This is a genomic window from Azospirillum brasilense, from assembly GCF_008365405.1.
Taxonomy (GTDB): domain Bacteria; phylum Pseudomonadota; class Alphaproteobacteria; order Azospirillales; family Azospirillaceae; genus Azospirillum; species Azospirillum brasilense_D.
Genome location: NZ_QOKV01000020.1, coordinates 1 through 25,637, shown reverse-complemented (window position 1 = coordinate 25,637; position 25,637 = coordinate 1). Strand labels below are relative to the sequence as shown.

General features: G+C 68.6%; 28 protein-coding genes. 12 read left to right on the top strand and 16 right to left on the bottom strand.

Going from position 1 to position 25,637, the window contains the following annotated elements; genetic code table 11:
• Positions 1-23: 23 nt before the first annotated feature.
• The gene (gene lysM, locus DS837_RS24435; protein WP_282187586.1) at positions 24-512 is read right to left on the bottom strand and encodes a peptidoglycan-binding protein LysM; all 489 of its coding nucleotides are present in this window, start codon (positions 510-512) and stop codon (positions 24-26) included.
• A gap of 212 nt (positions 513-724) precedes the next feature.
• Here lysM and DS837_RS24430 point away from each other — a divergent pair, with 212 nt between their 5' ends.
• The 3 genes from DS837_RS24430 to DS837_RS24420 all read left to right on the top strand — a co-directional run bounded on the left by DS837_RS24430 (position 725) and on the right by DS837_RS24420 (position 2,998).
• Positions 725-1,705 carry a S1C family serine protease gene (locus tag DS837_RS24430; RefSeq protein WP_149167110.1) on the top strand — a complete coding sequence of 327 codons (981 nt, stop codon included), beginning with the start codon at positions 725-727 and terminating at the stop codon, positions 1,703-1,705.
• A gap of 61 nt (positions 1,706-1,766) precedes the next feature.
• Positions 1,767-2,198, top strand: a complete 432-nt coding sequence (locus DS837_RS24425) for a PaaI family thioesterase (RefSeq protein ID WP_149167109.1) — start codon at positions 1,767-1,769, stop codon at positions 2,196-2,198.
• Entirely contained in the window at positions 2,195-2,998 is an 804-nt protein-coding gene (locus DS837_RS24420) for an oxepin-CoA hydrolase, alternative type (RefSeq protein ID WP_149167108.1), read from the top strand. Before DS837_RS24425 ends, DS837_RS24420 begins: the two co-directional genes overlap by 4 nt.
• Positions 2,999-3,110: 112 nt before the next feature.
• On the opposite strand, the gene gndA is transcribed toward DS837_RS24420, so the two are convergent.
• Positions 3,111-4,529, bottom strand: a complete 1,419-nt coding sequence (gene gndA, locus DS837_RS24415) for an NADP-dependent phosphogluconate dehydrogenase (protein ID WP_149167107.1) — start codon at positions 4,527-4,529, stop codon at positions 3,111-3,113.
• 64 nt (positions 4,530-4,593) lie between these two features.
• The gene (gene gntR, locus DS837_RS24410; protein WP_486599239.1) at positions 4,594-5,652 is read right to left on the bottom strand and encodes an HTH-type transcriptional regulator GntR; all 1,059 of its coding nucleotides are present in this window, start codon (positions 5,650-5,652) and stop codon (positions 4,594-4,596) included.
• Between the two features lie 166 nt (positions 5,653-5,818).
• Between gntR and DS837_RS24405 the strand changes: the two genes are divergently transcribed.
• Positions 5,819-6,322: a gluconokinase gene (locus DS837_RS24405; RefSeq protein WP_211102406.1), complete on the top strand. Its 504-nt coding sequence runs from the start codon at positions 5,819-5,821 to the stop codon at positions 6,320-6,322.
• A gap of 28 nt (positions 6,323-6,350) precedes the next feature.
• Positions 6,351-8,153 (top strand): phosphogluconate dehydratase, encoded by a 1,803-nt coding sequence (gene edd / locus DS837_RS24400; protein WP_149167105.1) that lies wholly within the window; start codon positions 6,351-6,353, stop codon positions 8,151-8,153.
• A 70-nt stretch (positions 8,154-8,223) separates the two neighbouring features.
• Here the strand turns inward: edd and DS837_RS24395 are convergent, their stop codons facing one another.
• From DS837_RS24395 to DS837_RS24365, 7 genes are all read right to left on the bottom strand, one after another.
• On the bottom strand, positions 8,224-8,988 hold the full coding sequence (locus DS837_RS24395) for a 2-keto-4-pentenoate hydratase (protein WP_149167104.1): 765 nt from the start codon (positions 8,986-8,988) through the stop codon (positions 8,224-8,226).
• A gap of 26 nt (positions 8,989-9,014) precedes the next feature.
• Positions 9,015-10,067: a LacI family DNA-binding transcriptional regulator gene (locus DS837_RS24390; protein ID WP_149167103.1), complete on the bottom strand. Its 1,053-nt coding sequence runs from the start codon at positions 10,065-10,067 to the stop codon at positions 9,015-9,017.
• Between the two features lie 12 nt (positions 10,068-10,079).
• Positions 10,080-11,018, bottom strand: coding sequence for a 2-hydroxyacid dehydrogenase (locus DS837_RS24385; RefSeq protein ID WP_149167102.1), 939 nt, complete (start codon positions 11,016-11,018; stop codon positions 10,080-10,082).
• A gap of 25 nt (positions 11,019-11,043) precedes the next feature.
• On the bottom strand, positions 11,044-11,832 hold the full coding sequence (locus DS837_RS24380; RefSeq protein WP_014197340.1) for an amino acid ABC transporter ATP-binding protein: 789 nt from the start codon (positions 11,830-11,832) through the stop codon (positions 11,044-11,046).
• A 172-nt stretch (positions 11,833-12,004) separates the two neighbouring features.
• Positions 12,005-12,805 (bottom strand): transporter substrate-binding domain-containing protein, encoded by an 801-nt coding sequence (locus DS837_RS24375; protein WP_149167101.1) that lies wholly within the window; start codon positions 12,803-12,805, stop codon positions 12,005-12,007.
• A 35-nt stretch (positions 12,806-12,840) separates the two neighbouring features.
• Positions 12,841-13,494: an amino acid ABC transporter permease gene (locus DS837_RS24370; protein WP_149167100.1), complete on the bottom strand. Its 654-nt coding sequence runs from the start codon at positions 13,492-13,494 to the stop codon at positions 12,841-12,843.
• Positions 13,495-13,508: 14 nt separating this feature from the next.
• Positions 13,509-14,183 carry an amino acid ABC transporter permease gene (locus DS837_RS24365; protein WP_149167099.1) on the bottom strand — a complete coding sequence of 225 codons (675 nt, stop codon included), beginning with the start codon at positions 14,181-14,183 and terminating at the stop codon, positions 13,509-13,511.
• Positions 14,184-14,583: 400 nt separating this feature from the next.
• On the opposite strand from DS837_RS24365, the gene DS837_RS24360 reads away from it, so the two are divergent.
• On the top strand, positions 14,584-15,834 hold the full coding sequence (locus DS837_RS24360; RefSeq protein WP_149167098.1) for a molybdopterin molybdotransferase MoeA: 1,251 nt from the start codon (positions 14,584-14,586) through the stop codon (positions 15,832-15,834).
• 47 nt (positions 15,835-15,881) lie between these two features.
• Here DS837_RS24360 and DS837_RS24355 read toward each other — a convergent pair whose 3' ends face one another.
• Genes DS837_RS24355 through DS837_RS24345 form a run of 3 tightly spaced genes read right to left on the bottom strand, consistent with a single transcriptional unit; the run spans position 15,882 to position 17,743 of the window.
• Positions 15,882-16,208: a DUF1244 domain-containing protein gene (locus DS837_RS24355; RefSeq protein WP_149167097.1), complete on the bottom strand. Its 327-nt coding sequence runs from the start codon at positions 16,206-16,208 to the stop codon at positions 15,882-15,884.
• A gap of 11 nt (positions 16,209-16,219) precedes the next feature.
• Positions 16,220-17,458 (bottom strand): DUF2478 domain-containing protein, encoded by a 1,239-nt coding sequence (locus DS837_RS24350; protein WP_149167096.1) that lies wholly within the window; start codon positions 17,456-17,458, stop codon positions 16,220-16,222.
• Between the two features lie 48 nt (positions 17,459-17,506).
• Positions 17,507-17,743: a sulfurtransferase TusA family protein gene (locus DS837_RS24345; RefSeq protein WP_149167095.1), complete on the bottom strand. Its 237-nt coding sequence runs from the start codon at positions 17,741-17,743 to the stop codon at positions 17,507-17,509.
• 206 nt (positions 17,744-17,949) lie between these two features.
• Here DS837_RS24345 and DS837_RS24340 point away from each other — a divergent pair, with 206 nt between their 5' ends.
• Complete coding sequence (locus DS837_RS24340) at positions 17,950-18,990, top strand: SDR family oxidoreductase (protein ID WP_149167094.1); 1,041 nt, start codon at positions 17,950-17,952, stop codon at positions 18,988-18,990.
• Here the strand turns inward: DS837_RS24340 and DS837_RS24335 are convergent.
• A complete protein-coding gene (locus DS837_RS24335) occupies positions 18,980-19,729 on the bottom strand; it encodes a sulfite exporter TauE/SafE family protein (RefSeq protein ID WP_149167093.1) in 750 nt (249 codons plus the stop codon). The genes DS837_RS24340 and DS837_RS24335 overlap by 11 nt on opposite strands.
• Positions 19,730-19,889: 160 nt before the next feature.
• On the opposite strand from DS837_RS24335, the gene DS837_RS24330 reads away from it, so the two are divergent.
• A complete protein-coding gene (locus tag DS837_RS24330) occupies positions 19,890-20,294 on the top strand; it encodes a four-helix bundle copper-binding protein (RefSeq protein ID WP_149167092.1) in 405 nt (134 codons plus the stop codon).
• Positions 20,295-20,307: 13 nt separating this feature from the next.
• On the opposite strand, the gene DS837_RS24325 is transcribed toward DS837_RS24330, so the two are convergent.
• Positions 20,308-21,210, bottom strand: coding sequence for a hypothetical protein (locus DS837_RS24325; RefSeq protein ID WP_149167091.1), 903 nt, complete (start codon positions 21,208-21,210; stop codon positions 20,308-20,310).
• A gap of 159 nt (positions 21,211-21,369) precedes the next feature.
• Between DS837_RS24325 and dcd the strand changes: the two genes are divergently transcribed.
• A complete protein-coding gene (gene dcd / locus DS837_RS24320) occupies positions 21,370-21,954 on the top strand; it encodes a dCTP deaminase (protein WP_109070429.1) in 585 nt (194 codons plus the stop codon).
• Between the two features lie 321 nt (positions 21,955-22,275).
• Here dcd and DS837_RS24310 read toward each other — a convergent pair whose 3' ends face one another.
• Positions 22,276-23,172 (bottom strand): diguanylate cyclase, encoded by an 897-nt coding sequence (locus DS837_RS24310; protein WP_149167090.1) that lies wholly within the window; start codon positions 23,170-23,172, stop codon positions 22,276-22,278.
• Positions 23,173-23,905: 733 nt separating this feature from the next.
• Between DS837_RS24310 and DS837_RS24305 the strand changes: the two genes are divergently transcribed.
• The 3 genes from DS837_RS24305 to DS837_RS32430 all read left to right on the top strand — a co-directional run.
• Positions 23,906-24,097: a helix-turn-helix domain-containing protein gene (locus DS837_RS24305; protein ID WP_211102405.1), complete on the top strand. Its 192-nt coding sequence runs from the start codon at positions 23,906-23,908 to the stop codon at positions 24,095-24,097.
• A gap of 16 nt (positions 24,098-24,113) precedes the next feature.
• The gene (locus tag DS837_RS24300; protein WP_149167088.1) at positions 24,114-24,350 is read left to right on the top strand and encodes a transcriptional coactivator p15/PC4 family protein; all 237 of its coding nucleotides are present in this window, start codon (positions 24,114-24,116) and stop codon (positions 24,348-24,350) included.
• Positions 24,351-24,522: 172 nt separating this feature from the next.
• The coding region (locus DS837_RS32430; protein ID WP_211102404.1) for a hypothetical protein at positions 24,523-25,637 on the top strand (1,115 nt) is incomplete at its 3' end.

Sequence of the window (25,637 nt, the reverse complement as noted above, 5' to 3'; positions counted from 1 at the left end):
CGCCGCCGCGGGACGGTGCCGTCTCACTGCGGCGGGATGCGCAGGACCTGGCCGGGGTAGATCTTGTTCGGGTCCTTCAGCATCGGCTTGTTCGCCTCGAAGATGGCGTTGTAGCGGTTGGGGTCGCCGTAGACCTTCTTGGCGATGGCGGACAGGGTGTCGCCCTTCTCCACTGTGTGGAACTGCGTCTGGCTGGCCGGCTGCTCGGTGGGCGGCGCGGTCGGTTGGTCCGGGCCGCCGGGCCCCTGGTCCTTGGCGATGACGGCGGTCTGATCATCCACCCGCGACACGCCTTTCACGTTGCCGAGCGCCACCGCGATCTTCTCCTTCTCCTCCTGAGAGGCGGCGCTGCCGCGGACGGTCACCGTGTCGTCGGCGACCTGGATGTCCAGCCCGTTGGTCGGCAGGCCGACCTGCGTCAGGTGGGATTTCAGCTCGTCGGCGGTCGGAGTGTCCGCGGCACCGACCTTCTCGCCATGATCGCGGCGGAAGAAATCGAACAGGCCCATCATGTCCTCCCTCGGTTGGTCGCCTTGGTGAAGCGATCCCGGACAACATCGCTGCGGCTCGCTGGTTTCACGCGCGGAGGAGGGGGGGATGGAACGCCGGGCTTAGCAGGCGCCATCGACTTCCCAAATAAGGCCATGGAACCCAAATAACGTCATAGAGAATCACGCCGAAAGGGGAGAGGATCATACCGCCCCCCTGCGCAAAGGAGCCGCCGATGAACCCGTCCGACGACTGGCGGATTCCGCCGCAATTCCAGCCCGACCCGGATGATCTGGCCTATGATCTGGACCGGGCGCTGTCCGCCGTGGTCGGACTGCGGGCCAGCGTTCCGGAAGACGCCTACACCGCCGGCGTGCTGGGCACGGAGCGCGCCGGGCAGGGCGCCGTCATCCGCGAGGACGGGCTGGTCCTGACCATCGGCTATCTGATCGCGGAGGCCGAGGAGGTCTGGCTGACCACCAACGACGGGCGGGCGGTGCAGGCGCATGTGGTCGCCTACGACCACACCAGCGGGTTCGGGCTGGTGCAGGCGCTGTCGCCGCTGGGTGTGCCGGCGCTGATGCTCGGCTCCTCCCGCCATGTGGAGTTGGGCGACCCGGTGGTGGTGGCCGGGGCCGGCGGGCGCGAGCGGTCGCTGACCGCGCGGGTGGTCGCCCGGCAGGAATTCGCCGGCTACTGGGAGTACATGATCGATGACGCCCTGTTCACCCTGCCGGCCCATCCCAACTGGGGCGGCACGGCGATGCTGGGGGCGGGGGGCGAACTGTTGGGCATCGGTTCCCTGCAACTCCAATACCGGGCGCCGGAGGAGCGCGTCCTGCCGCTGAACATGAACGTGCCGATCGACCTGCTGAAGCCGATCCTGGACGACCTGATGACCCGCGGGAAGGTCAGCGGTCCGCCGCGCCCCTGGCTCGGCCTCTACGCCACGCAGGACGAGCGGGAGCGCGTGGTGCTGGTCGGTCTGGCCGGCGACGGACCGGCGCAACGGGCGGAACTGCGGGCCGGCGACGTGGTGCGCGCGGTGGCCGGGCAGCCGGTGGGCTCGCTGGCCGACTTCTACCGCGCCCTGTGGAACCTCGGCCCGGCGGGGGTCGACGTGCCGCTGACCATGGAACGGGAAGGCGACATCTTCGACATGCGCGTCGGCTCCAGCGACCGCGAGCGCTTTTTGAAGGCGGCGCGGCGGCACTGACAGGCGGATGTGTGCGACACTGGCGCTCCAGAACCAAGAAGACGGGTTGGAGAGCGCTTTTATGGACGACTTGATGAAGGGGGAACCGGCCTCCGGCTTCCAGACCCTGCTCGGCTACACGCTGGTGCGCTGGGAGGAGGGCATGGCGGAGGTGGAACTGACCATCGCTCCGCAGCACCGCAACCGGGGCGGTGTCCTGCACGGCGGCGCGCTGATGACCCTGCTCGACACCGTCATGGGATTCGCGGCGACCCACTGCGCGGTGCCCGGCCATTCGCGCCGGTTGGTCACGCTGTCGCTGTCCTCCAGTTTCCTCGGCGCGGTGGCGGAAGGCACGGTGGTGGCGCGCGGCACGCTGCTGGGCGGCGGGCGCAAGATCGTGGGTTGCCGGGGCGAGGTGCGGCGCAAGGACGACGGCGCGCTGCTGGCGTCCGCCGAGGGAATGTTCAAATATGCCCCCGGAAGCGAAAATCCGGAGGGAACGTCCCGATGACCAACAACACGAACGATAAGAAGACTGGTTTGGACATCGCGCAGGACGGCCGTGTCCTGCGCCTGACCATCAACGACCCGGCCACCCGCAACTCGATCGGCCCGGCGCTGATGGAGGCGGCCCGCGCCGCCTTTGACGCGGCGGCGGCGGACGCGAGCGTCGGGGCGGTGGTGCTGACCGGTGCCGAGGGGGCCTTCTGCTCCGGCGGCAACCTGAAATGGCTGAAGGAGGCGCGCGGCGGCGACCGCGAGTCGGTGCGGGCGGGGGTGGAGAGCTTCCACGCCATGATCCGCAGCCTGCGTGCCTGCCCCAAGCCGGTGATCGCTGCGGTCGAGGGGCCGGCGGGCGGGGCGGGTTTCCCGCTGGCGCTGGCCTGCGACCTGATCGTCGCGGCGGAGGACGCGGTGTTTACCCTGTCCTACATCAAGGTCGCGCTGACCTCGGACGGCGGCGGCACGGCGTCGCTGGCCCGCGCGCTGCCGCCGCAGCTCGCCGCGGAGATCCTGTTCGAGGGCGGGCGCGTCGGGGCGCCGCGTCTGGCGCAACTCGGCATGATCAACCGGCTGACCGCTCCGGGCGGTGCGCTGGCCGAGGCGACCGCCTGGGCGGAGCGGCTGGCCGCCGGCCCGACCGCCGCGCTGGGCCGCGCCAAGGGGCTGCTGGAGGTGGCTTACGGCGGGCTGGCCGACCAGCTCGACCGCGAGCGCGACGCCTTCGTGGAGTCGTTGTTCCACGACGAGGCCGGGGAGGGCGTGACCGCCTTCTTTGAGAAGCGGGCGCCGGTGTTTCCGAAGGGGTGAGAGGTCGCGACGGGGCCCCCTCCCTAGCCCTCCCCCGCTATCGCAGGGGAGGGGACAAGACTCCCTCCCCTGCAAAGCGGGGGAGGGCCGGGGAGGGGGCAGCGTGGCGGCCTCAGGCCCCCTTCCACTCCGTGTGCACCATGCCCGGACGGTCCGTGCGCTCATAGCCGTGGGCGCCGAAGTAGTCGCGCTGGGCCTGGATCATGTTGGCCCACAGCCGGCCGCTGCGGTAGCCGTCCCAGTAGGACAGGGCCGAGGCCATCGCCGGCACCGGCACCGCGGCCAGGGTCGCGGCGGCCACCACGCGGCGGAAGCCGGCGTCGCCGCGGGTCATCAGGCCGGCGATGTCGGGGTCCAGCATCAGGTTCGGCAGTTCCGGCGCGCGGTTCAGCGCGGTCAGGATGCGGTCGAGCAGGCGGGCGCGGATGATGCAGCCGCCGCGCCAGATGCGCGCCACCGCCGCCAGATCGACGTCCCAGCCGAACTGTCGGCTGCCCGCCGCGATCACCGCGAAGCCCTGGGCGTAGACCGCGATCCGTCCGCTGAGCAGCGCGTCGCCGACCGACGCGACCAGATCCTCCGTGGAGGGAGCGTGCGGGATGGCCAGCGCCTCGGCGGCGCGCACGCGCTCGTCCTTCAGGGCGGACAGGCAGCGGGCGTGCACCGCCTCGGCGATGGTCGGGGCGGGCATGCCCAATTCCAGCGCGGTGGTCGCCGCCCAGTGGCCGGTGCCCTTCTGGCCGGCGGCGTCGCGGATCACCTCCAGGATCGGGGCGTTGGTCTCGCCGTCCTTGGTGCGCAGGATGTCGGTGGTGATCTCCATCAGGTAGGAGGCCAGTTCCCCGCCGTTCCACTCGGCGAAGATGTCCGCCAGACGCTCGTAGGAGCAGCCGCCGATCTCGCGCAGAAGATGATACGCCTCGGCGATCAGCTGCATGTCGGCGTATTCGATCCCGTTGTGGATCATCTTGACGAAATGGCCGGCCCCTTCCGGCCCGACGCGGGCGAAGCAGGACTCGCCGTCCGGGGCGCGGGCGGCGATGGCGGCCAGCAGCGGGGCGACGGGGGCCAGCGCCTCGGCGTCGCCGCCGGCCATCAGCGCCGGTCCGCGCCGCGCTCCCTCCTCGCCGCCCGACACGCCCAGCCCGACGAAGCGCACGCCCGCCGTCGCGGCGAGCGCGGCGCGGCGGTTGGTATCGCGGAAATGGGAGTTGCCGCCGTCGATCAGCACGTCGCCCGGCGACAGGCGGGGCAGCAGGGCGGCCGTCAGCTCGTCCACCGGGGCGCCGGCGGGCACCATCATCAGGATCGTCCGCGGCGCCTTGAGCGCGCCCAGCAGGTCCTCCACCGACGCGCAGGGGACGGCGTTGCCCACCTGGGCGGCAAAGGCGCCGCGGCGCCCCTCGTCCAGGTCGTAGCCCGCCACCACGGCCCCATGGTCGGCCAGATTGGCGGCGAGGTTGCGCCCCATCACGCCCAGGCCGAGGACAGCGATATCCGCTCCGGTCCTGGTCGAGTTGCCCTGCACCATTACGACGAACTCCCGTACATTCTCTTTGATGGAACCCCGCAGCGCGGGGGTCGGTTGCGGTCTCTCAAGTGGTCTCGCGGACCATCAGGCGAAAGCCCAGATCCACGCGGCGCGGATTTTCCCGGTCTTTCGGTGTCCGGTCCGCCATGCCCGCGATCAGCAGGCGGGCCGCCTCCACGCCGATGGCGCGGCGGGGGGTGGCGACGGTGGTCAGCGGCGGGACGGTCCAGGCCGCCCCGGCCAGATCGTTGAAGCCGGCGACGGCCAGCCGCTCCGGCACCGGAATGCCGAGCCGCGCGCACTGGAACAGCGCGCCCTGCGCCAGATCGTCGTTGCACAGGAACAGCGCGTCGGTGTCGGGGTGGGTGGCCAGCGCGCGCTCCAGCAGCTCCGCGCCCAGCGCGACGGAGGTGGCGTCCGGCACCATCAACTCAAGCGCCGGGTCGTGCCGCCCGGCGTCGCGCAGCGCCTGCCGCCAGCCGTCGCAGCGCTGCCGCGTCCGCGGGTCGAGCTGCCCGGCGATCAACCCGATCCGCCGCCGCCCGCGCGCGGCCAGATGCGCGCCGACGGCGTAGCCGGCGTCGTACTGCGAGAAGCCGACCGTCTGCACCGGGCAGTCGCCGTGCTCAACCTCCGCGGTCAGGTCCATGGTGTGGACGACCGGGATCGTCAGGCTGCGCAGCAGATCCCAGGTGCCCGGCGTGTGGTCGAGCCCGCTCAGGATTACTCCGTCCGGATCGTGGGCGAGTTGCGTGCGCAGGACGCGCTCCTCAGCCTCAGGGCCGTAGCCGGTGATGCCGATCAGCGGCTGGTAGCCCTGCGGGCTCAGCGCTTCCTGCACGCCGGCCAGCAGGTCGATGAAGACGGCGTTGGTTAGCGAGGGGATCAGCACCGCCACCGTCATCGTCCGCGCCGAGGCCAGCGCCGACGCCACGCGGCTGGGCACAAAGCCCAGGCGGCGGCTCGCCTCCTCGACGCGGGCGCGCACTTCCTCGCTGACCGTGTCGGGCCGGCGCAGGGCGCGGGACACGGTCATGGCGCTGACCCCGGCGGCGGCGGCGACGTCCGCCATGGTGGCGCGTCCGCTGCGTGAGGATCGGGGTTTGCGGGGAGTGGCGGTCATCAGCGTTCCAGTTGTCCGGCGGCCATTATCCCGCGCCGGATTGGGCTTTACAAGCCTCGTTTGTTAGCGGTAACATGCGCATCACTCCCCACTCATATTGTTTCGAGGACCGACCGGCATGAGCGCTCTCCCGACTCCTGATGTTACCGCTAACATAAGCGGGGCCGTGGACGCGATCGTGGTCATGGGCGTGGCGGGCTGCGGCAAGACCTCGGTGGGGGAGGAGTTGGCTCGGCGGCTCGGCTGGCAGTTCCTGGAGGGCGACGGCTTCCACCCGCCGGAGAACATCGCGAAGATGTCCGCCGGCATCCCGCTTCAGGACGAGGACCGCTGGGGCTGGCTGGACACCATCGCCGCCCACATCGTCCTGGCGCGGGAGGCGAAGGCGCCGATCGTCGTGTCCTGCTCCGCGCTGAAGCGGCGCTACCGCGACCGGCTGAGCGCCGGCGGGACGCGCGTCCTGTTTGTCCATCTCCACGGCAGCCGGGACACCATCCACGCCCGCATGGCGCTGCGCGCCGGCCATTTCATGCCGACCACCCTGCTCGACAGCCAGTTCGCGGCGCTGGAGCCGCTGGAGGCCGGAGAGCTTGGTATCGTCTGCGACATCGACGCCAGCCCGGCGGAGATCGCCGCCCGCGTTTCCTCTCGGATCGCTCCCGCTGCCTGAACAGTCCGCCGTCTGGAAGGATCGCGCCATGACGAGTCTTCATCCCGTCCTCGACGCCGTTACCCGCCGCATCCGGGAGCGCAGCCAGCCCACCCGAGCCGCCTATCTGGAACGGTTGCGGGCCGCGGCGGCGCAGGGGCCGCGCCGTCTGGCGCTGGGCTGCGCCAACCGGGCGCACGGCTTCGCCGGCTGCACCGCGGCGGAGGACAAGGCGGCGCTGCGCGGCGGCTCCACGCCGGCCATCGGCATCGTCACCTCCTACAACGACATGCTGTCCGCTCATCAGCCCTACGGCGATTACCCGGAGCGGCTCAAGGCGGCGGTGCGCGCGGCGGGCGGCGTGGCCCAGGTGGCGGGCGGCGTGCCGGCCATGTGCGACGGCGTCACCCAAGGTGAGCCGGGGATGGAGCTGTCGCTGTTCTCCCGCGAGGTGATCGCCATGGGGACGGCGGTCGCCCTGTCGCACGGCACCTTCGACGGCGTGCTGTGCCTCGGCGTCTGCGACAAGATCGTTCCGGGACTGCTGATCGGCGCGCTGTCCTTCGGCCATCTGCCTACTGTCTTCATGCCCGCCGGGCCGATGCCCTCCGGCCTGCCCAACAAGGAGAAGGGGCGCATCCGCCAGCAATACGCAGAGGGCAAGCTGGACAAGGACGCCCTGCTGGAGGCGGAGGCCGCGTCCTACCACGCGCCGGGCACCTGCACCTTCTACGGCACCGCCAACTCGAACCAGATGCTGGTCGAGATGATGGGGCTGCATCTGCCGGGGGCGAGCTTCGCCAACCCCGGCACGCCGCTGCGCGACGCGCTGAACGACGCGGCGGCGCGGCGGGTGGTCGCCCTGCGCACGCCCATCGGGGAGATCGTCGACGAGCGCGCCATCGTCAACGCGGTGGTCGGGCTGCTGGCGACCGGCGGCTCGACCAACCACACGCTGCATCTGCCGGCCATTGCGGCGGCGGCGGGGATCACCCTGACCTGGGAGGATTTCGCCGAGCTGTCGGCGGTGGTGCCGCTGCTCGCCCGCGTCTACCCGAACGGCAGCGCCGACGTAAACCATTTCGAGGCGGCGGGCGGCATGGCCTTCCTGATCGGGGAACTGACCGACGCCGGGCTTCTCCACGGCGACGCCGCCACGGTGTGGGAGGACGACAGCATCGCCGCCTACCGCCGCCCGCTGCGGCTGGAGGGGAGTGAATTGGTGCGCGGCGCGCCGGTTCGGGAAAGCCTCGACCCCGCCGTGCTGGCTCCGGTGTCGTCGCCCATGGCGGCGGAGGGTGGGCTGCGCGTGCTGAGCGGGCCGCTGGGCCGCGCGGTGGTGAAGGTCTCCGCCGTGAAGCCGGATCACCGCGTGATCGAGGCGCCGGCCCGCGTCTTCACCGATCAGGAATCGGTGCAGGCGGCGTTCCGCCGCGGCGAGTTGCACCGCGACGTTGTGGTGGTGGTCCGCTTCCAGGGGCCGAAGGCCAACGGCATGCCGGAACTGCACAAGTTGACGCCGCCGTTGGGTGTGCTTCAGGATCTCGGCTACCGCGTGGCGCTGGTGACGGACGGGCGGATGTCGGGAGCGTCGGGCAAGGTCCCGGCGGCGATCCACGTCACGCCGGAAGCCGCCGCGGGCGGGCCGCTGAGGCGCATCCGGGACGGCGATCGGCTGCGGCTGGACACCGAGCGCGGCACGCTGGAGGTGCTGGTGGACGACGCGGAATGGAACGCCCGCCCGCTGGCGGACGCGCCGGCCGATGCCGGTGTCGGCTGCGGGCGGGAGCTGTTCGGCGTGTTCCGCCGGGCGGTCGGCAGTGCCGAGGCCGGGGCGTCGGTGTTCGGGTGAGGAGTGGTCCCCTCTCCCCAGAGGGGAGAGGGTTACAAAAGCTGCCCTGGTGGGCGCCAGGGCAGTCCGATTACATCACCGTCAGCTCGTAGGTGCCCATCGTCCCGTACACGGCGACCGACGTGCTGCCCGCCGGGACCATGACGGTGCCGACGTGCGACCCGGTGGTCACCACGTCGCCGGCCTTCAGGCCGCCCAGGCTGACCGCGCCGGTGTTGGCCATCCACACCAGAAGCCGCACCGGCTCGCCCGCCGAGTTGCCGGCAACCGTCTCGGCCTTCGTTTCGCCGTCGACGACGAGGGCGACCCGCTCCTTCAGCGGCTCCAACGAGCGCCAGTCGGCGATGGCCGGACCGACCACCAGGGCGCCGTGGTTGAACTGGTCGGCCATGTGGCTGAACCACTCCTGCGAACCGAAGCCGGCGAAGCGCGTGTCGACGATCTCGAAGGCGGGATGGACGGACTCGACGGCGTCGAGAACCTCCTCGCGGCTGTAGGGCTCGGCGCGGGGCGGCAGGTCCTTGGCGAATGTGTAGGCGATCTCGGCCTCCATGCCGATGACCTGATAGTCAGCGGCGGGGAGCACCGTGGTGTCGAAGAACAGCGTGTCGGCGTGGATGGGAGCGCGGAACGGCTCCGAGTCCGGGGTGCGGGCGCCGACCTTCCAGGCGACGACCGGGCCGAGGCGGCGGGCCACGGCGTCCTGGATGGCGTAGGCCTCGGCCTCGCTGGTGGGGCGGGTCGGCAGGGCGGACAGCCAGTCGCGGCTTTTCCGCGCCTGGATCAGGGCGTCGACGGAATCGTTGAATGCGGCGTCGTTCTTCTCTTCGGGCATGGTCTCGGGCCTTCGCTTTTCTTGGGTTATTGGTGCTTGTCGGGTTGGACTCTCATGGCGCCGCAGGACTCGCGGATGACCAGCCGGGCGGGCAGGATCACGCGCTCCGGAGCCCCCTGCGGGTCGGCGATGCGGCGCAGCAGCAGGCGGGCGGCCTCCTGCCCGATCTGGCGGGCGGAGGTGGCGACGGTGGTCAGGGCGGGGCGGCTCATCGCCGCCTCGGTCACGTCGTCGAAACCGGTCACGGCGATGTCCCGTCCTGCCCGCAGACCACGGGCCTCCAGCCCCAGCATCACGCCGAACGCGACCAGATCGTTGTAACACAGCATCGCGGTGGGCGGGTCGGCAAGGTCCATCAGCGGCCCCACCGCGTCCAGCCCGCCGCGGCGGGTGGCCGGGCAGCGCACGACAAGGTCCGGGGTCAGGCCGTGGCGGCGCAGCGCCGCGGCGAAGCCGACGCGGCGCCCGGCGAAGGCGGAGTGGGACAGGTTGCCGCCGACGAAGGCGATGCGGCGATGGCCGAGCCGCAGCAGATGCTCGGTCACCATCTCCATGCCGAACTCGTAATCCACCCCGGCGTAGTCGCCTTCGCGGGCGGAGATGAAGCGCAGCGCCTGGACGACGGGAAGCTGCCACTGGCGCAGCCGGTCCAGCAGCGCCGGCGACGTGCCGGCGGCGGGGCAGATGATCACCCCGTCCACGTTCTGCTCGCGCATCCGCTGGAGGTAGCGATCCTGCCGCTCCCCCGACTCCGCGGTGTTGGCGAGGAAGGCGACGACCCCCTGTTCACCCAGGACGTCATCCACCCCGGCGGTCAGCTCGCCGTAGAAGGAGTTGTTGATCTCGCAGACGAGCAGCCCGACGGTGTCGGTGCGGGCGGCGCGCAGGGTCGCGGCGCCGCGGTTGTAGACGTAGCCCAACGCCGCGATGGCGGCCTGCACGCGCTCCCGCGTCTCGGCGGCGACCAGCGGGCTGCCGCGCAGGACGAGCGAGACGGTGGACCGCGACACCCCGGCGTGGTGTGCCACCTCCGTCAGGGTGATGCGGGCCGGTCCGCCGCGCTCGTCGAGGATGGTCATTCACGCCGCCATTCAGACGACGGCGGTCGGCAGCGGCTGGCCGGCGAAGAAGGCGGACAGGTTCGCCAGCACGAGATTGCCCATCGCCATCCGGGTCTCCACCGTGGCGCTCGCCTGATGGGGCTGGAGCACCACATTGTCCAGGCCGAACAGGGCCTCCGGCGCGTGCGGCTCGTTGGCGAAGACGTCCAGAGCGGCCCCGCCGAGGCGCCCGTCGGTCAGGGCGGCGACCAGCTCCGGCTCGTCCACGACGGCGCCGCGAGCGACGTTGACCAGCAGCCCGTCCGGCCCCAGCGCCTCGATCACCGCGCGGTTGACCATGTTGCGGGCGTCCGGCCCGGCCGAGGCGGCGACGATCAGAATGTCGCTCTCCCGCGCCAGATCGACCGGGGAAGCGACGAAGCGGTAGGGCACGTCGCTGCGCGGCTTGCGGTTGGTGTAGGCGATGTCCATGCCGAAGCCGGCGGCGCGCTGGGCGATGGCCATCCCGATGCGGCCCAGACCCAGGATGCCCAGCCGCTTGCCGGTCACCTTGCGGGCCAGCGGCAGGCCGCCGCCGGGCCAGCGTCCGGCGCGCACGAAGCGGTCGCCGACCATCGTGCGGCGCGACCCGGCGATCATCAGCCCGATGGCGAGGTCGGCCACGTCGTCGGTCAGCACGTCCGGCGTGTTGGTGACGCGGACGCCGCGGCTGGCGGCGTGCTTCAGGTCCACCGCGTCGGTGCCGACGCCGTTGATCGCGACGATCCCCAGGTTGGAGCAGGCGTCCATGATCGCGTTGCTGACGCCCGTGCCGCCGCCGGTGACGACGGCGCGGACGCGCGGCCCCACCTCGGCGACCAGCCGGTCGCGGTCGGGCGCGCCGGCGAGGCGGTGGACGGTGTAGCCCGCGTCCAGCGCCGCCTCGATGTCCGGCATCATGGATTCGACGAGGAGGATCTCCGGCTTCATCAAAAGCGTCCTTCGTGGAGTGGGCTCAGTGGGTGAGGATCTGGCCGAGGAAGTTGCGGGTCCGTTCGGACTTCGGGTTCGTGAAGAACTCGGCGGGGGTGGCCTGCTCGACGATCTCGCCGCGGTCCATGAAGATGACGCGGTCGGCGACCGACTTGGCGAAGCCCATCTCGTGCGTCACGCAGAGCATGGTCATGCCGTCCTCGGCAAGCCCGATCATGGTGTCGAGAACCTCCTTGACCATCTCGGGGTCGAGGGCGGAGGTCGGCTCGTCGAATAGCATGACCTTGGGGTTCATGCACAGCGACCGCGCGATGGCGACGCGCTGCTGCTGCCCGCCGGAAAGCTGGCCGGGATACTTGTCCGCCTGCTCCGGGATGCGCACGCGCGCCAGATACTTCATGGCGATGTCGCGCGCCTCCTGCTTGGAGGTGCCGCGCACCCGCATGGGGGCGAGCATGCAGTTCTCGACCACGGTCAGGTGCGGGAACAGGTTGAACTGCTGGAACACCATGCCGACGTCGCGCCGCACCTGATCGAGGTGGCGGTGGTGGGCGTCGATCGTGACGCCGTTGACGGTGATGGTGCCCTTCTGGTGCTTCTCGAGCTGGTTGATGCAGCGGATCAGCGTGGACTTGCCGGAGCCCGAGGGGCCGCAGATGACGATCCGCTCGCCCTTGTGGACCTCCAACTCGATGTCCTTCAGCACATGGAAGCTGTCGTACCATTTCTGGACACCGGCCATGCGGATGACGACCTCGCCGCTGACCGGCCGCGGCGCGGGGACGTCCGTGGTATCGTAAGCCGAGGCCATGGGGGACTCCTCCAAAATTGGCCCTCTCCCGCCCCGGGAGAGGGAAGGGACCCACGCGAAGCGTGGGAAGGGTGAGGGTGCTGCCGAGAATCAGCACCTTGATCCTCGTACGACCCTCACCCGCCCGCTTCGCGGGCACCCTCTCCCGGGGCGGGAGAGGGTATGTGGGACGTTACGACTTGGTCAGCGGGGGCAGGTCGGTGCCCAGCCACTTCTTGTGGACCTCGTTCAGCTCGCCGTTCGTCTTTGCGGTCTCGATGAACTCGTTGACCCACTTCAGCAGGGCGTCCTGGCCCTTGCGCATGGCGATGCCCTGGACCTGACGGTTCAGCACGAACTTCATCTCGTAGTTGGCCTGCGGGGCCAGCTTCTTGATCTCCTTGGTGACGACGTTGCTGAGGCCCAGCGCGTCCACCTGACCGGACAGCATCGCCTGCACGGCGCTGGCGTCGTCGTCGAAGCGCATGATGCGCGCGTCCTTCGGGGCGACGGCGGTCAGGGCGTTGTCCTGGGTGCTGGCGCGGGCGACGCCGACGCGCTTGCCGGACAGCTCCGCGGCCTCCTTGATCTTGGTGTTGGCCGGGGCGACCAGACCGATCTCGATGGCGGCGTAGGGCTCGGAGAACTGCACCTGCTCGGCGCGGGCCGGGGTGATGCCCAGCGAGGCGACCAGCAGGTCGACCTTGTTGGTCAGCAGGTAGGGGATGCGGTTCGGGCCGGTCACCGGAACGATCTCCACCGGGACGCCCATGTGCTTCCCCAGCAGCTTGGCGACGTCGGCGTCGTAGCCGTCCGGCTTGCCGTCGGCGGTGGTGATGCCGAAGGGCGGGAAGTCCACCAGCATGCCGATGGTCAGCTTGCCCTTCGACTTGATCTCGTCGACGGTCTGGGCGGCGGTGGGGGCGGCCAGGGCGACGGCAGCGGCCATCATGGCGCCGGCGACGGCGAGGCGACGGGTGATCGACAGGGTCATTGGGGTTTCCTCACGGTTCTTATGAAAGGGGAGTATCAGCGGGTCGCCAGGGCGTAGCGCCGCTCCAAGCGGGCGCTGAGCAGCGACAGCGGCCAGCACATCAGGAAGTAGAGCACCGCCACGATCCCGAACACCAGGAAGGGCTGGAAGGTGGCGTTGTTGACGATCTGCCCGGCGCGGGTCAGCTCGGTGAAGCCGATGATGGCGGCCAGCGACGTGCTCTTGATGAGCTGCACGAGGAAGCCCACCGTCGGCGGCACCGCGACCTTCACCGCCTGCGGCAGGATCACGTAGCGCATCAGCCCAGGATAGCGCAGGCCGAGCGCCGAAGCGGCTTCCCACTGGCCGCGCGGCACCGCCTGGATGCAGCCGCGCCAGATCTCGCCGAGGAAGGCGCTGGCGTTCAGCGTCAGGCCCAGCGCCGCGGCGGCCCAGGGATTCAGGTCGAGGCCCATCACCGTGGCGCCGAAGAACACCAGGAAGAGCTGCATCAGCAGCGGCGTGCCCTGGAACAGCTGGATGTAGCCGGTGGCGGCCAGCCGCACCGCCTTGATGTCCGAGGTGCGGGCCAGCGCGATGACCAGCCCGACCGTGGCCCCGCCGATGAAGGCGATGGCCGACAGCGCCAGCGTCCATTGCATGGCGCTGAGAAGGAAGAGGAACTCGTTGTAACTGAAGGCGCGGATCATGGCTCGGCCCTCCCTCAGCGCCGGTCGGTGTCGTAGGCGAAGGCCAGCTTGTAGATGCCGGCGAACAGCGCGGAGAACATCATTGCCAACGCCAGATAGATGCCGGTGACCACGATGTAGATTTCGAAGCTGCGGAAGGTCTGCGATTGGATGTTGTTGGCGACCGAGGTCAGTTCGTCCGCCGAGATCGCCGAAACCACGCTGGAGCTGAGCATCAGCAGGATGAACTGGCTGGTCAGCGCCGGGTAGACGGTGCGCAGCGCCGGCTTGATGACGATGTAGCGGAAGACCTGCAACGGCCTCAGCCCCAGCGCGAGCCCGGCTTCGATCTGGCCCTTTTGGATCGATTCGATGCCGGCCCGGATGATCTCCGTCGCGTAGGCGCCGACGTTGACCACCATGGCGATCAGCGCGGCGAGGTCGGGCGACAGGCGGATGCCCATGGTGGGCAGGCCGAAGAAGATCAGGAAGATCTGCACCAGGAAGGGGGTGTTGCGCACCACCTCGATGTAGGCGTTGATCACCCAGCGGACCGGCTTCGGCCCGGACGTCTTGCCGAGCGCGCAGAGGATCGCGACGATCAGGCCGAGAACCATGGCGCCGATCGACAACTGCACGGTCAGCCACGCGCCCTGGAGCAGATAGTCCCAGGAATCGACGACCGCCTTGAAATCGAAGGTGTAGTTCACGGGCTTTTCCTCCGCATCCGGGCCGGCCGCATCCGGACCAGGGCGCTGCGCGCGTTCGGTGAGCGGTCCCTTGTGCGGGATTCTCGTTATCGGCCTCTCGTCGTCCGGCGATCCGCGGCAATGCCTCCGGCGCCGGATGTTGCGAGGAGCCTATTTGGATCGATCCAAATGCGCAAGACGGAAAACACAGCGCTGCGAAATTTAATTCGTGCCCCCAACAATCATGCCGCGAATTCCCCTCGTGAGCATTCCACCGCGATGGTGCGTCCACGAACGGACGCTTGCGCCGCGCCGCGTCTTGACGATGATCAAGGTGGAAGAGAGCCGCGCACCGGACTATCCGGGGTGATATGACGCGGTGCCGCCCCCGAGGGCGGCGCCAAGGGAGAAGGATTGTCGCATGGACTGCTTCGCCGGCCCCGGCCCCACCGCCCCCCTTCCACTGGACGAGGCGCTGGCCCGCGTGCAGCGGACCTACGGCGCGGTGACGGAGCCGGAGGAGGTGCCGCTGCGCGCCGCGCTCGGCCGCATCCTGGCGGAACCGGTGACGGCGACGGTGAACGTGCCGCCGGTCGCCGTCTCGGCGATGGACGGCTGGGGATTCGGCAAGGCGGACGGTGCCGAGGTGGGCGAGCCTCTGCGGTTGGCCGTGGTAGGGCGTGTGCCGGCTGGCTCCGTCTTCCCCGGAACGGTCGGGCCGGGCGAGGCGGTGCGCATCTTCACCGGCGCGCCGATCCCGGTGGGGGTCGACACCGTCGCCATGCAGGAGGACTGCCGGGCCGAGGACGGTGCGGTGCTGGTGCCCGCCACCCTCCAGCGCGGCGCCAACATCCGCGACGCCGGGGAGGACATGACGGCGGGGTCGGTCGTGCTGACTCCCGGCCTGCGGCTGCGCGCCCAGGAGATCGGCTTGGCCGCCGCGGTCGGGCGGTCCAGCCTGTCGGTGCGCAAGCGGCTGCGCGTCGTCCTGTTCTCCACCGGCGACGAGCTGCGCGAACCGGGGACGGACAAGCCGGAGGGTACGATCTACGACGCCAACCGCTACACGCTGGCCGCCCAGCTCGACGCGCTGGGGGCGGAGGTGCGCGACCTCGGCATCCTGCCGGACAAGCCGGACGTGACCCGCGCCGCCCTGGCCGATGCCGCGGCGACCGCCGATCTCGTCGTCACCTCCGGCGGCGCCTCGGTGGGCGAGGAGGACCATGTGAAGGCGGTGGTCGGCGAACTGGGGTCCGTCGATCTGTGGAAACTCGCGCTGAAGCCGGGCAAGCCGCTGGCGCTCGGGCGCATCGGGACCACGCCGTTCCTCGGCCTGCCGGGCAACCCGGTCTCGGCGATGGTGACCTTCATGCTGGTGGGGCGCCCGCTGGTGCTGCGCCTGTCGGGGGCGGAAAACGCGCCGGCCCCCCGCTGCCTTGTCGTCGCCGGGTTCGAGTTCAAGAAGAAGCCTGGGCGGCGGGAGTTCCTGCGCGCCCGTCTGGCGACCGGAGCGGATGGCCGCCCAGTCGCCCACAAGTTCCCCAGCGACAGCTCCGGCGTCCTGACCTCAATGGTCGAGGCCGACGGGCTGGTGGATATGCCGGCGGACGCCACGACGATCCGCGAGGGGGACATGGTGGAGTTCCTGCCCTTCACCGGCCTGTTCGCCTGAGCGCCGGACGATCCCTCTCCCGGAGGACGGGAGAGGGAGGGGAGCCCTTACTTCTTCGGCATGTGGCCGCTGATCTCGGCGTGCAGGGGCTTGGTGTCCTCGAAGGTCTTCTGCTGCTCGGGGGTGGCTTCCTTCTGGTGTTTCGCCTTCCATTCCGAATAGGGCATGCCGTAGACGGCGACGCGGGCCTCCTCGTCGGTCAGCGGCACGTTCCGCTCCTTGGCGGCGGCGGCGTACCATTTGGACAGGCAGTTGCGGCAGAAGCCGGCCAGATTCATCAGGTCGATGTTCTGCACGTCGGTGCGCTTCTGGAGATGCGCAACCAGACCGCGGAACGCGGCGGCTTCCAGCTCGGTGCGGGTCTTCTCGTCCATTCCAATCCCTCTCAATTCTGTTCGTTGTGCAGCGTGACGAAGCGGCCATGACGGTGGAAGCTCCGAGACGAGCCACCGCCCAGGATCGCCTCGGCCACGGCGTCGCGGTCCTCCACCACGAAGCCGGCCAGCGCGGCGACGCCGTAGCGGAACAGCCGCGGCGTCAACGGCGTCCCCGGTCCGACGAGGGCGACGCGGGTGCCCTCGGCCACCGACAGCAGGCGGGGCAGGGTGCGGTTCGTCAGGGTGGAGGCGGTGATCGCCGCGCCCTCCGCCCCCGGCAGCAGCCATTCCCCGGCGGCCTCCGGATACTCGCCGTCGCTGGGGTTCATTTCGACCACATGGGCGTTGGGCAGGCGCCGGGCAATCTGGGGGAAGGCCCCGAAAACGACGACGCGCCCCTCCATGCCGGCGAACAGGTCCAGCCCGTTGGCCGCGGAGCCGGTCAGGTCCGGACGGTTGTAGTGGGCGTTCAGCGCGGCCATGCCGACCGCGGCCTCCTGCGGGTCCCAGGAGCGCGCAGCGTGGGCGGCCAGCCCGGCGAGGCCGACCCCGGCCCAGCGCGCCGGATCGGGCGGTGGCGCCGACTGCGGGCGGGCGGCCAGCCCGATGCCGGGTCCCGTCGCGCCGTCCGTCTCCACCATGATCCATTTGGCGCCGATGGTGATGGCGCGGACCTCGGCGTCCTCCACCCCGTGCAACAGGTCGTCGTAGAGCCGGTGCGCTCCCCACCAGCGCCACAGCGCGTCCTCGTCCGGCGAGATCAGCGAGGTGAAGCCGCCGGTGAAGCTCTGCCATTCGTTGAGGAAGCGGCTGCCGACGCTGGTCAGCACCGGAATACCCTCGGCGATGCCGGCCAGCAGCTCGTCCGCCAGCCCTTCGCCGTGGGCCTCCAGCCCGGCGAACTTGTTGACCACCAGCAGGTCGGCGCGCTCGGCGATGGCGCGGCGCAGCGCCTGGCTGGCCTCGGCCACCCCCTGGGGGTCGACGCGGCAGGATTGCGACTGGCGGCCCAGATGCTGCGAGATGTCGTAGGCCTTGCCGGTGGCGACGTCCACCAGCTCCATCAGGTCGGCGCAGTCGCCGGGCGCGCCGGTGTTGCGCTGGATCACGCCGCCGACGCGGAAGCCGCGCCGCTGCAGTTCCGTGACGAACCGGTCGATCATCGCGTCGACGGCGGCGGAACCGGGGCCATGGACCACCGCGCCGGGACGCAGCGGGGGCGAAACCGCGGGGCGCAGGGTCGGCATGGGGCGGGCTCCTTCAGGAATGGACGACGGCCAAGGCAAGGACGGGCATCAGGCGGCGGAGGCGCCGCGGCGGATGTGGTACACGAACACGTCCCCGCGCGTCTCGTGCGCCAGCAGCACGTTGTCGGTCGTGTTGCAGAAATGCTTGAAATCGATGATCGACGCCGGGTCGGTGGCGTAGACGATCACCTCCTCCCCCTCGGCCATCCTGTCCAGCAGGGCGCGCGTCCGCAGGATGGGCAGCGGGCAATGCAGCCCCTTCACGTCGAGTTCCTTGGCCGCCACGAACGTAACCTCTTCTTCCGCATCGTCACCGAACGCCGCGACTGTACCGGGTTCGCGCCTCCGTCTCCACCGTTCCGGATGGTTGGGCGTTCCGGATGGTTGGGCGTTCCGGATGGTTGGGCGTTCCGGAGGGCCGGGGCACCTTTGCCGGGCTGGGGTGTTAGCCAAGGAAACGGATTCGAACGAACAATGCGGGAGCAACGCTTATGGCCGGTCGGCATTTCGACAAGGTGGTGGTCATCACCGGGGCGTCCAGCGGGATCGGCCGGGCGACCGCCCTGGAATTCGCGCGCCACGGCGCCGCGGTGGTCCTGGCGGCGCGGCGCCACGCCGCCCTGCACGAGGTCGCCGAGGAGTGCATCGAGGCCGGTGGGCGGGCGATGGTCGTGCCCACCGACGTGCGCGACCAGGAGCAGATGAACCGGCTAGCCGAGCGCGCCATCGAGGTGTTCGGCGGGATCGATGTCTGGGTGAACAACGCGGGCGTGATCGCCTTCGGGCGCTTCGAGGAGACTCCGCAGGATGTCTTCGAGGAGGTGATGCGCACCAACTTCTTCGGCACCGCCAACGGTTGCCGCGCCGTGCTGCCGCATTTCCTGGAGCGTGAGGAGGGGACGGTCATCAACGTCGCCTCGCTGGCCTCGATCATCGGGCAGCGCTACGCCGCCGCCTACTCCGCCAGCAAATTCGCGGTGCGCGGCTTCTCCGAGACGCTGAGGCAGGAACTGGTGGAGGACCCCGGCATCCAAGTCTGCACCGTGCTGCCCGGTCCTGTCGACACGCCGCTGTGGCAGCATGGCGCCAACTACACCGGTCGCGCCGTCAAGGCGATGACGCCGCTGCGCCCGCCGGAGGAGGTGGCCGAGGCCATCCTGCGCCTGGCCGAGAACCCCCGGCCGGAGCTGTTCGTCGGAGCCGCGGGGCGTTCCGCCGCACTGCCGCAGGTGGTGGCGCCGGCGCTGGCCGACCGCATGCTGGCCCACCGGATGGACCGCGACATGTTCGACAACCGTCCGGCCCACGACACCTCCGGCGGCGTTCTGAAGGCCATGCCGGATTACCGGGAGGCGAGCGGCGGCTGGATGGAGCGCGCCGCCGCGCAGGCGCCGCAGGGACGGACGGACGGGCGCCGGGCCATCTCCTGGACCAATCTCGCCCTGTTCGTGCTGCCCATCGCGCTGATGAGCCGTCTGCCCGCCCATGTCTGGGAGCGGCGGGCGTGGGAGGGTTCGAGGGTCAGGCCGTGAGCATCTTGAGGCCGGACAAGGCGAGGATCGCCGCCAGCAGATAACGCAATGTGGCGGTCGGCAGGTGGCGGCTGCCCAACCATGCGCCGACCGCCCCACCCATCCCGGCGGCCGCCAGCCACCAGGGCAGGGCCGCGGGCATGGTCGTCGCGGTCGTCCAGGTCCCGGCCAGCGCCGCCGCCGAGTTGAGCAGATTGTAGGCGGCCGAGACGGCGGCGGCGCGACGCGTCTCGACCCAACCCATCAGCAGGATCAGTGGCGCCAGGAAGATGCCGCCGCCCGTGCCGGTCATCCCGGAGAGGAACCCCACGGCAGCCCCGGCGGCGAGCGCCGGCAGAAACGGCGGCGCGGTTCTATCCGCCCGTTCGGGCATTCCGCGCGCCGCCCAGGTGGACCGCGCCAGTTCCAGCGCCGCCAAGAGGAGGATCGTCCCGACCAGCGGGTAATAGAGGTGCGGCGGCAGGTGCAGCGTGCCGCCGAGGAACGAGAAGGGCATCCCCAGCACGCCGAACGGGTAGAAGGCCCGCCAGTCGAACAGCCCGGCGCGGGCGAAACGGACGGTGCCGATGGTCGCCACCAGGAGATTGAGGGCGAGGGCCGTCGGCTTCATCGTCGCCGGGTCGAGCCCGACAATGCCCATGACCGCCAGATAACCCGAGGCTCCGGCCTGTCCGACCGCGGCGTACAGCGTGGCGACGGCCAGGATCAGCGCCGTCAGACCGACCGTCTCGTTGAACACCCGCAATTCCCCCAAGCCGTACCGGTCGCTTGTAAACCGGCGCGGGTGGGTGGGACCAGGGAAAGAGCGGAAGAATTCCGAACCATGGCGGTGCGGCGCTGTTGGTGGGGGAGGGCGCCGATGCCCACATCCCCACACCCCTGCCCTTCGGAGGCTGCCCATGCACGCCCGCGAGATGATCAGCACGCACCCGCATGTCCGCGGAAACACCAACGACGCGCTCATCCGCTGCATCGAAGCCTGCTATGACTGCGCGCAGACCTGCACCACCTGCGCCGACGCCTGCCTGGGCGAGGATCAGGTGGCCGAACTGGTCCAGTGCATCCGCCTGAACATGGATTGCGCCGATGTCTGCGCGGCGACCGGCTCCGTCGCCACCCGGCGCAGCGGCTCCAACGAGGCGGTGATCCGCGCCATGCTCGATGCCTGCGCCACCGCCTGCCGCCTGTGCGCCGAAGAGTGCGAGCGGCACGCCGGCATGCACCAGCATTGCCGCATCTGCGCCGAGTCCTGCCGGACCTGTGAGGACGCTTGCCGCAAGGCTGCGCAAGGCGTAAGCCATTGACGGAGGCGCAGGATCACCCACCGTGGCCGAGGATCACCCTGTCCAGGTAATCGGCGAGCAACGGGCCATCGCCCAGCCCGAGCAGCCGTTTGGACGACACGTTGCCGTTTTCCGTTCGCAGGCCTGGAATTGCCGCGTGGCGTGTGAGGAAGCCGTCCAACGCGGCGTTCCAGGCGGAATCGGCGTTGCGGCAGAAAATCTTCGACAGCGAGAAGTGCGGCACCTTGCGGAAGGGGCTGGCGAGGCGCTTCTTCTGGAAGACCGCCGGTGGGGTGCCGAGGGCGCGATAGCGGGCCTCCAGCGTCTTGCGGAAGCTCTGGAAGGTCGTCCCGCCGCTTTCCATGCCGATGGTGACGACCGGAACGCCGAGCAGGGCCACCGAGTCGGCGATCAGGCGCGCGTTCTCCTCCTGGTCGCGCCGGATCGCCTCGGCGAGTCCCGGATCGCCGCGCATCGCCTCGTTCAGCCCCACCGTGCGCGGCGTGTGAAAGGAGCTTTTGTTCAGCACCATCACCTTGCTGCGAAAGGACCCGGCGCCGAAGATGCCGTCGAAGAAGCTGTGCGCCATGGCCCCCGCGCGCCCCTGGGCGCACAGATAGACGGACTGCTCGTACTCCCGGCGCCCCGGGTTGTCGCCGACCAGGATCAGGTCCGGCAGGGGGCCGTCCTCGGCGCTGTAGGCGGCGAGGTCGCCGTTGACGACGAACAGCGGCGACACGGAGTTGCGAAGTGCGCGGACCCGCTCCCCATGTTCGGTGACGCGAGTCCGGAACAGCGAAACCGCATCGGGCCGGGCGTTCACGGGCGGGACCTCGCCCAGGATGACGGACAGGCGCCGCAACTCGGCCTCCTGGTCGGCCTCCTGGTTTGTCGCCGATGAGTCCGTTGCCGGCGCGTCGATCGAGGATACCGCCATTCCCATCACCCCTTGTGCAAAGCGGCCCCATCTAAGGGACTGGTGCCATCTAAGGGATTGGTGATTGTGTTGTCGAGAGGCGTCGATCCGGCTATAGAGTGCGCCAGGGAAGCGACCGGAGCCGCGCCGATTGCGGTTTCGACAGGAGGGTCGGAAAGAATGAAGCTGTCAGACGTCGATATTCGCCGATACCTCGCCGAAGGACGCATCGAGATCGACCCGTTGCCGGCCGAGAGCCAGATCGGCGCCATGTCGGTCGACCTCCAGCTCGGGAACGCCTTCCAGGTCTTCCCGCCGGGCAAGGCGGCCTTCGTCGACCTCGCCCCACCCGAGGGCCATCCCAGCCAGGTTCCCGACAAGCTGATGGATCGTGTCGAGGTTCCCGTCGGCGAGCCGTTCTTCCTGCATCCGGGCGAACTGGTGCTTGGCATCACGGTTCAGCGCATCGGCCTGCCCAACGACATCGCCGGCCGTCTGGACGGGCGCAGCAGCCTCGCCCGCCTGGGCCTGATGGTGCACGCCACGGCGCACACCATCGATCCGGGCTGGAACGGTCGCATCACGCTGGAATTCTTCAATTGCGGACGGTTGCCGCTGGCGCTGCGGCCGGGCATGCGCATCTGCGCCCTCAGCTTCGAGACGCTGATGTCGCCGACTTCGAAGCCCTACGCTGCGCGCCCCGACGCCAAATACCGCGACCAGCTCGATCCGCTGCCAAGCCGGATCAATCTGGAACAGTCCTGACGGCAAACCACAAGTACGACGAAAAGGCGCCTCCCCTCCGAGGCGCCTTTTTCTTTTGGGCGCCGTCTTACCGAGCTTTTCCCATCTCCGTCACATTCGGGGTGCGGACCCCGCCGATTTCGGTGGGCGGTGCCGCAGGCGCCCGATTGATCGCGTCTGGATCATTGGCATCCCCGACATCGCTGCTGACCAAACCTGTACGAAGGCCTCGACGACGTGGCCCTGACCCTGCGCCACCAGGACGCCATCGACGCCTTCGACCGCGCGGACGTCGAGGCGCGGCCCTGGCTGGTGCCGAAAACCTGACGGCTTGATGTCGGATCACAGTGCCGCGTCGCACACCACGCGGTTGCGGCCGCTGTTCTTCGCGCGGTACAGCGCCTCGTCCGCCCGCGCCAGCACCGCGGCGACGCTGGTCTCCCCCGGTCGGAGCGCGCTGACCCCGATGCTGACGGTGAAGGTGAGGGCGGACCCGGCGCCGTTGGCGATGCGCACGTCGGTTTCCGCCAGCGCCCGGCGCAGTCGCTCCGCGAGCAGAGCCGCTCCCTGCGGCGGCGTTTCGGGCAGCAGGATGGCAAACTCCTCGCCGCCCAGCCGGCCCAGGACGTCGGCGCCGCGCACCATGGAGCGGCAGACCCGGACCACGCTGCGGATGGCCTCGTCCCCTGTGGCGTGGCCGTAGGTGTCGTTGACCTTCTTGAAGTGGTCGATGTCCAGCATGATCGCCGACAGCGGTTGGCCGTTGCGTTGCGCCCGTGCCACCTCGTCGGCGGCGCGTGCCATGAAACGGCCGCGGTTCAGCGCCCCGGTCAGCGAATCGGTGGTGGCCAGCCGCTCCAGCTGGCGCTGCATGTCGACCACGCGGGAGGCGGCGAGCAGCCGGGCACGCAGCCATGTCAGGTCCAGCGGCTTGCGCAGGAACTCGTCGGCCCCGTTCTCCACGACCTCGAAGAACTGGTTGGTGATGCTGCCGGGGATCATCAGCATGAGATAGAGGTGTCGTTCCCGCTGCGCCGCGCGCAGGTGCCAGCAGACCTCCACCCCTTCCATCTCGCCGACGCGGAAGTCGACGAGCGCGATGTCGATGGGCTCATCACGGCAACGTGCCAACGCTGCGTGGCTACTTTCGGCGAAGGCCGTCTGATGGCCGAAGCCTTCAAGCTGCTGGCACAGCACCGTACGCGCCATGCGCGAATCGTCCACCACCAAAATCCGCATGCGGCCTCCGAGACCATTGCTCCAGAGAAGCACAAAGCCCTGAAGGAAACATTACAACCGTATGGATTTTCGAATGAGCTTGCATCAAGGGGTTGCAAGCACCGACCCGGTTGGGAAAATCGCGCGAATGCAAGCGCGGTGCGTTGAAAATTGGAAGATTTCGAACGAGGGGTGGTGCTTTGCATTCCGGGCAGAAGATTGGGTGGCGGATGGGGTGTCCACTTACACTTGAATAAAATCAACTATTTAACATAGACATGTCTCTGTTACCCATCAAAAAGCCCATCAACAGGCGCCGATGAAGAGCGAAGTGCCGCGAACCTCAGCGACACTTTAGCAGAAAATGTTAGACACCTACGGCGGCTCCTTCCCCGCTCCTTCTCCAGCTCCTTCTCCAACTCCTTCTCCAACTCCTTCTCCGGCTTGATCTCCAAGTCGTTCTCCAGCTCGCGCACTATGTTGAGAGCGAGCAAAAAAACGCAAAACATGAGATTAGCAGATTGATTATTAAGTTGCTGAAGCGAGTGTTTCCTCAATTGGAAAATCTCAACGTCTTGATTTTCTGATGTTTTCAAAATTCTCAAAAAACAAAATGGAATTTGGGGTGGCTAGAGGCTTGACCGCGAGATTCCGACTCGCATAGTTGAACTCATGCGAACACCAGCGCTTTAAAGCGCAATCCAACAACACCCCGCGAAACATTCATATGCATGAAGTGCATAAGGAGCCTGCTATGCAGACGAATCCTATCGCTATGACTGTTGCTGAAGCTAAAGCAAAAATTGGTGTCGGGACGACAAAGTTTTATGAGCTTCTCAATGAGGGAAAAATTGATGCTGTAAAAATTGGGCGCAAAACGCTGATTTTGACTAATTCTCTGGAGAAGTACGTGGCTAATCTTCCTCGGCGCCCCGTAAAACGATAAGCAGGGAGGCCTAGCTGTGTCCGACATAATCATCTCAGCCATCCAGAAGAACGTGGCGGAGGAACTGCGCGTCACCCTGACCGAGTTCAACGGCCATCCGCTGTGCGACCTCCGCACCTTCGTCGAGTACCGCAGCACCAGCGAAATCGGCCCCACGAAGAAGGGCGTCACGTTCGGCGTGGCGTTGCTCCCGCAGATCATCGCCGGCCTCCAGGACGCGGAAGCTGAGGCCCGGCGGCGGGGGCTGCTGTGATGGGGGCAGGCGCAACACCCGCCAGCCGGAAGTTTGCTCCCAGTCACATCGACTGTGGGCGAACTGCGGCCGGACTGTGGTCGAACTCAGACCGCCGCCTTCTCGCAATTTCAAAGAGTTGGCCGAAACCCCACCGGGCGCGGTGGGGCGCTGGTCGTGAAGGAATGGTGCGATGGGAAAGCCTTTAAGTCCGAAGATCAAGGATGTCGGCGGCCCCCCTAGCGATCAAGCTTGGGTCTGGGCGTCAACAGAATTGATGAGTTCGCCGGCATGGCGAGCTCGGTCGATTTACTGTGTTCGCCTTATCGAGTTCTTGCAAATCGAACACATGGCCCATGGTGGTTATGAAAACGGGAAGTTGAAGGCCACTTACGATCAGCTTGATAGATTCGGGATTCCCCGGAAATACATCAAGGCAACCATACAAGAAGCCGAGGGGTTGCGGCTAATTGAGGTTCAGCAGGGAGGGCAAAAGGGTGTGGTGGAGAACCACGCCAGCCTTTACCGGCTTACCTTTTATCATTCGAGCGTTAAAGGACGGCCTGGGGAGCGCTCGTACTATGTGGCGCCAAGCAACGAGTGGAAGACGATCACGGCTGAAATGGCCAGAGAGGTTGAGAGAACTGCAACTGAAGCCCGATCAGCCTCGCGTGTGGGGCGGAGTGAACGGTCTAAACGGTCGGCGGGAGATAAACGGAACGCAAGTTCCCGCGTAGGGAACTTAAACGGTTCCCGCGTAGGGAACTCCGACGATTCAGAAACCATGCAAAATCAATCACTAAACGAAGTACCCTATGCGGGAACCGCTATATATATCTTGGCCCCCCACAGCGAACCGCCCGGCGATGGACAAACGTTTACCGCCACCGCCTTCGATCTCGAGACACAGCCCGTGGTCGTTCCTCCAGATGACACCCTCCGCTGTGCCCTGAAATCCCGCCTTTTGGATCTCGGACGCGGCGGCGTCTCAGGCATCGCCAGAGCCGTAGGTGTCGAACGCTCTACGCTCTCGAATTTTGCCGCTGGCCGCACTGATCTAGGCGACGGCCCGCGCCAGAGGCTCATTGACCTGCTGACTTCGGTAGAGGAATCGTCACATGGCAAACAAGAGCAGCAACAGGATGCCACCCCGTTATGGTCGCGTCACAACATTGCAAGAGCTGGTCGTGTCCCGAAGCGTGGTGTAGCTGTGGGGAAGCGGCCCGCCGCAGCGCCTTCCCATGGCTGGCGTAGGCGGGCCGGTTATCCACAGCGGGGCGGTCATCGCGGTTCTTCGATAGAGTCTGG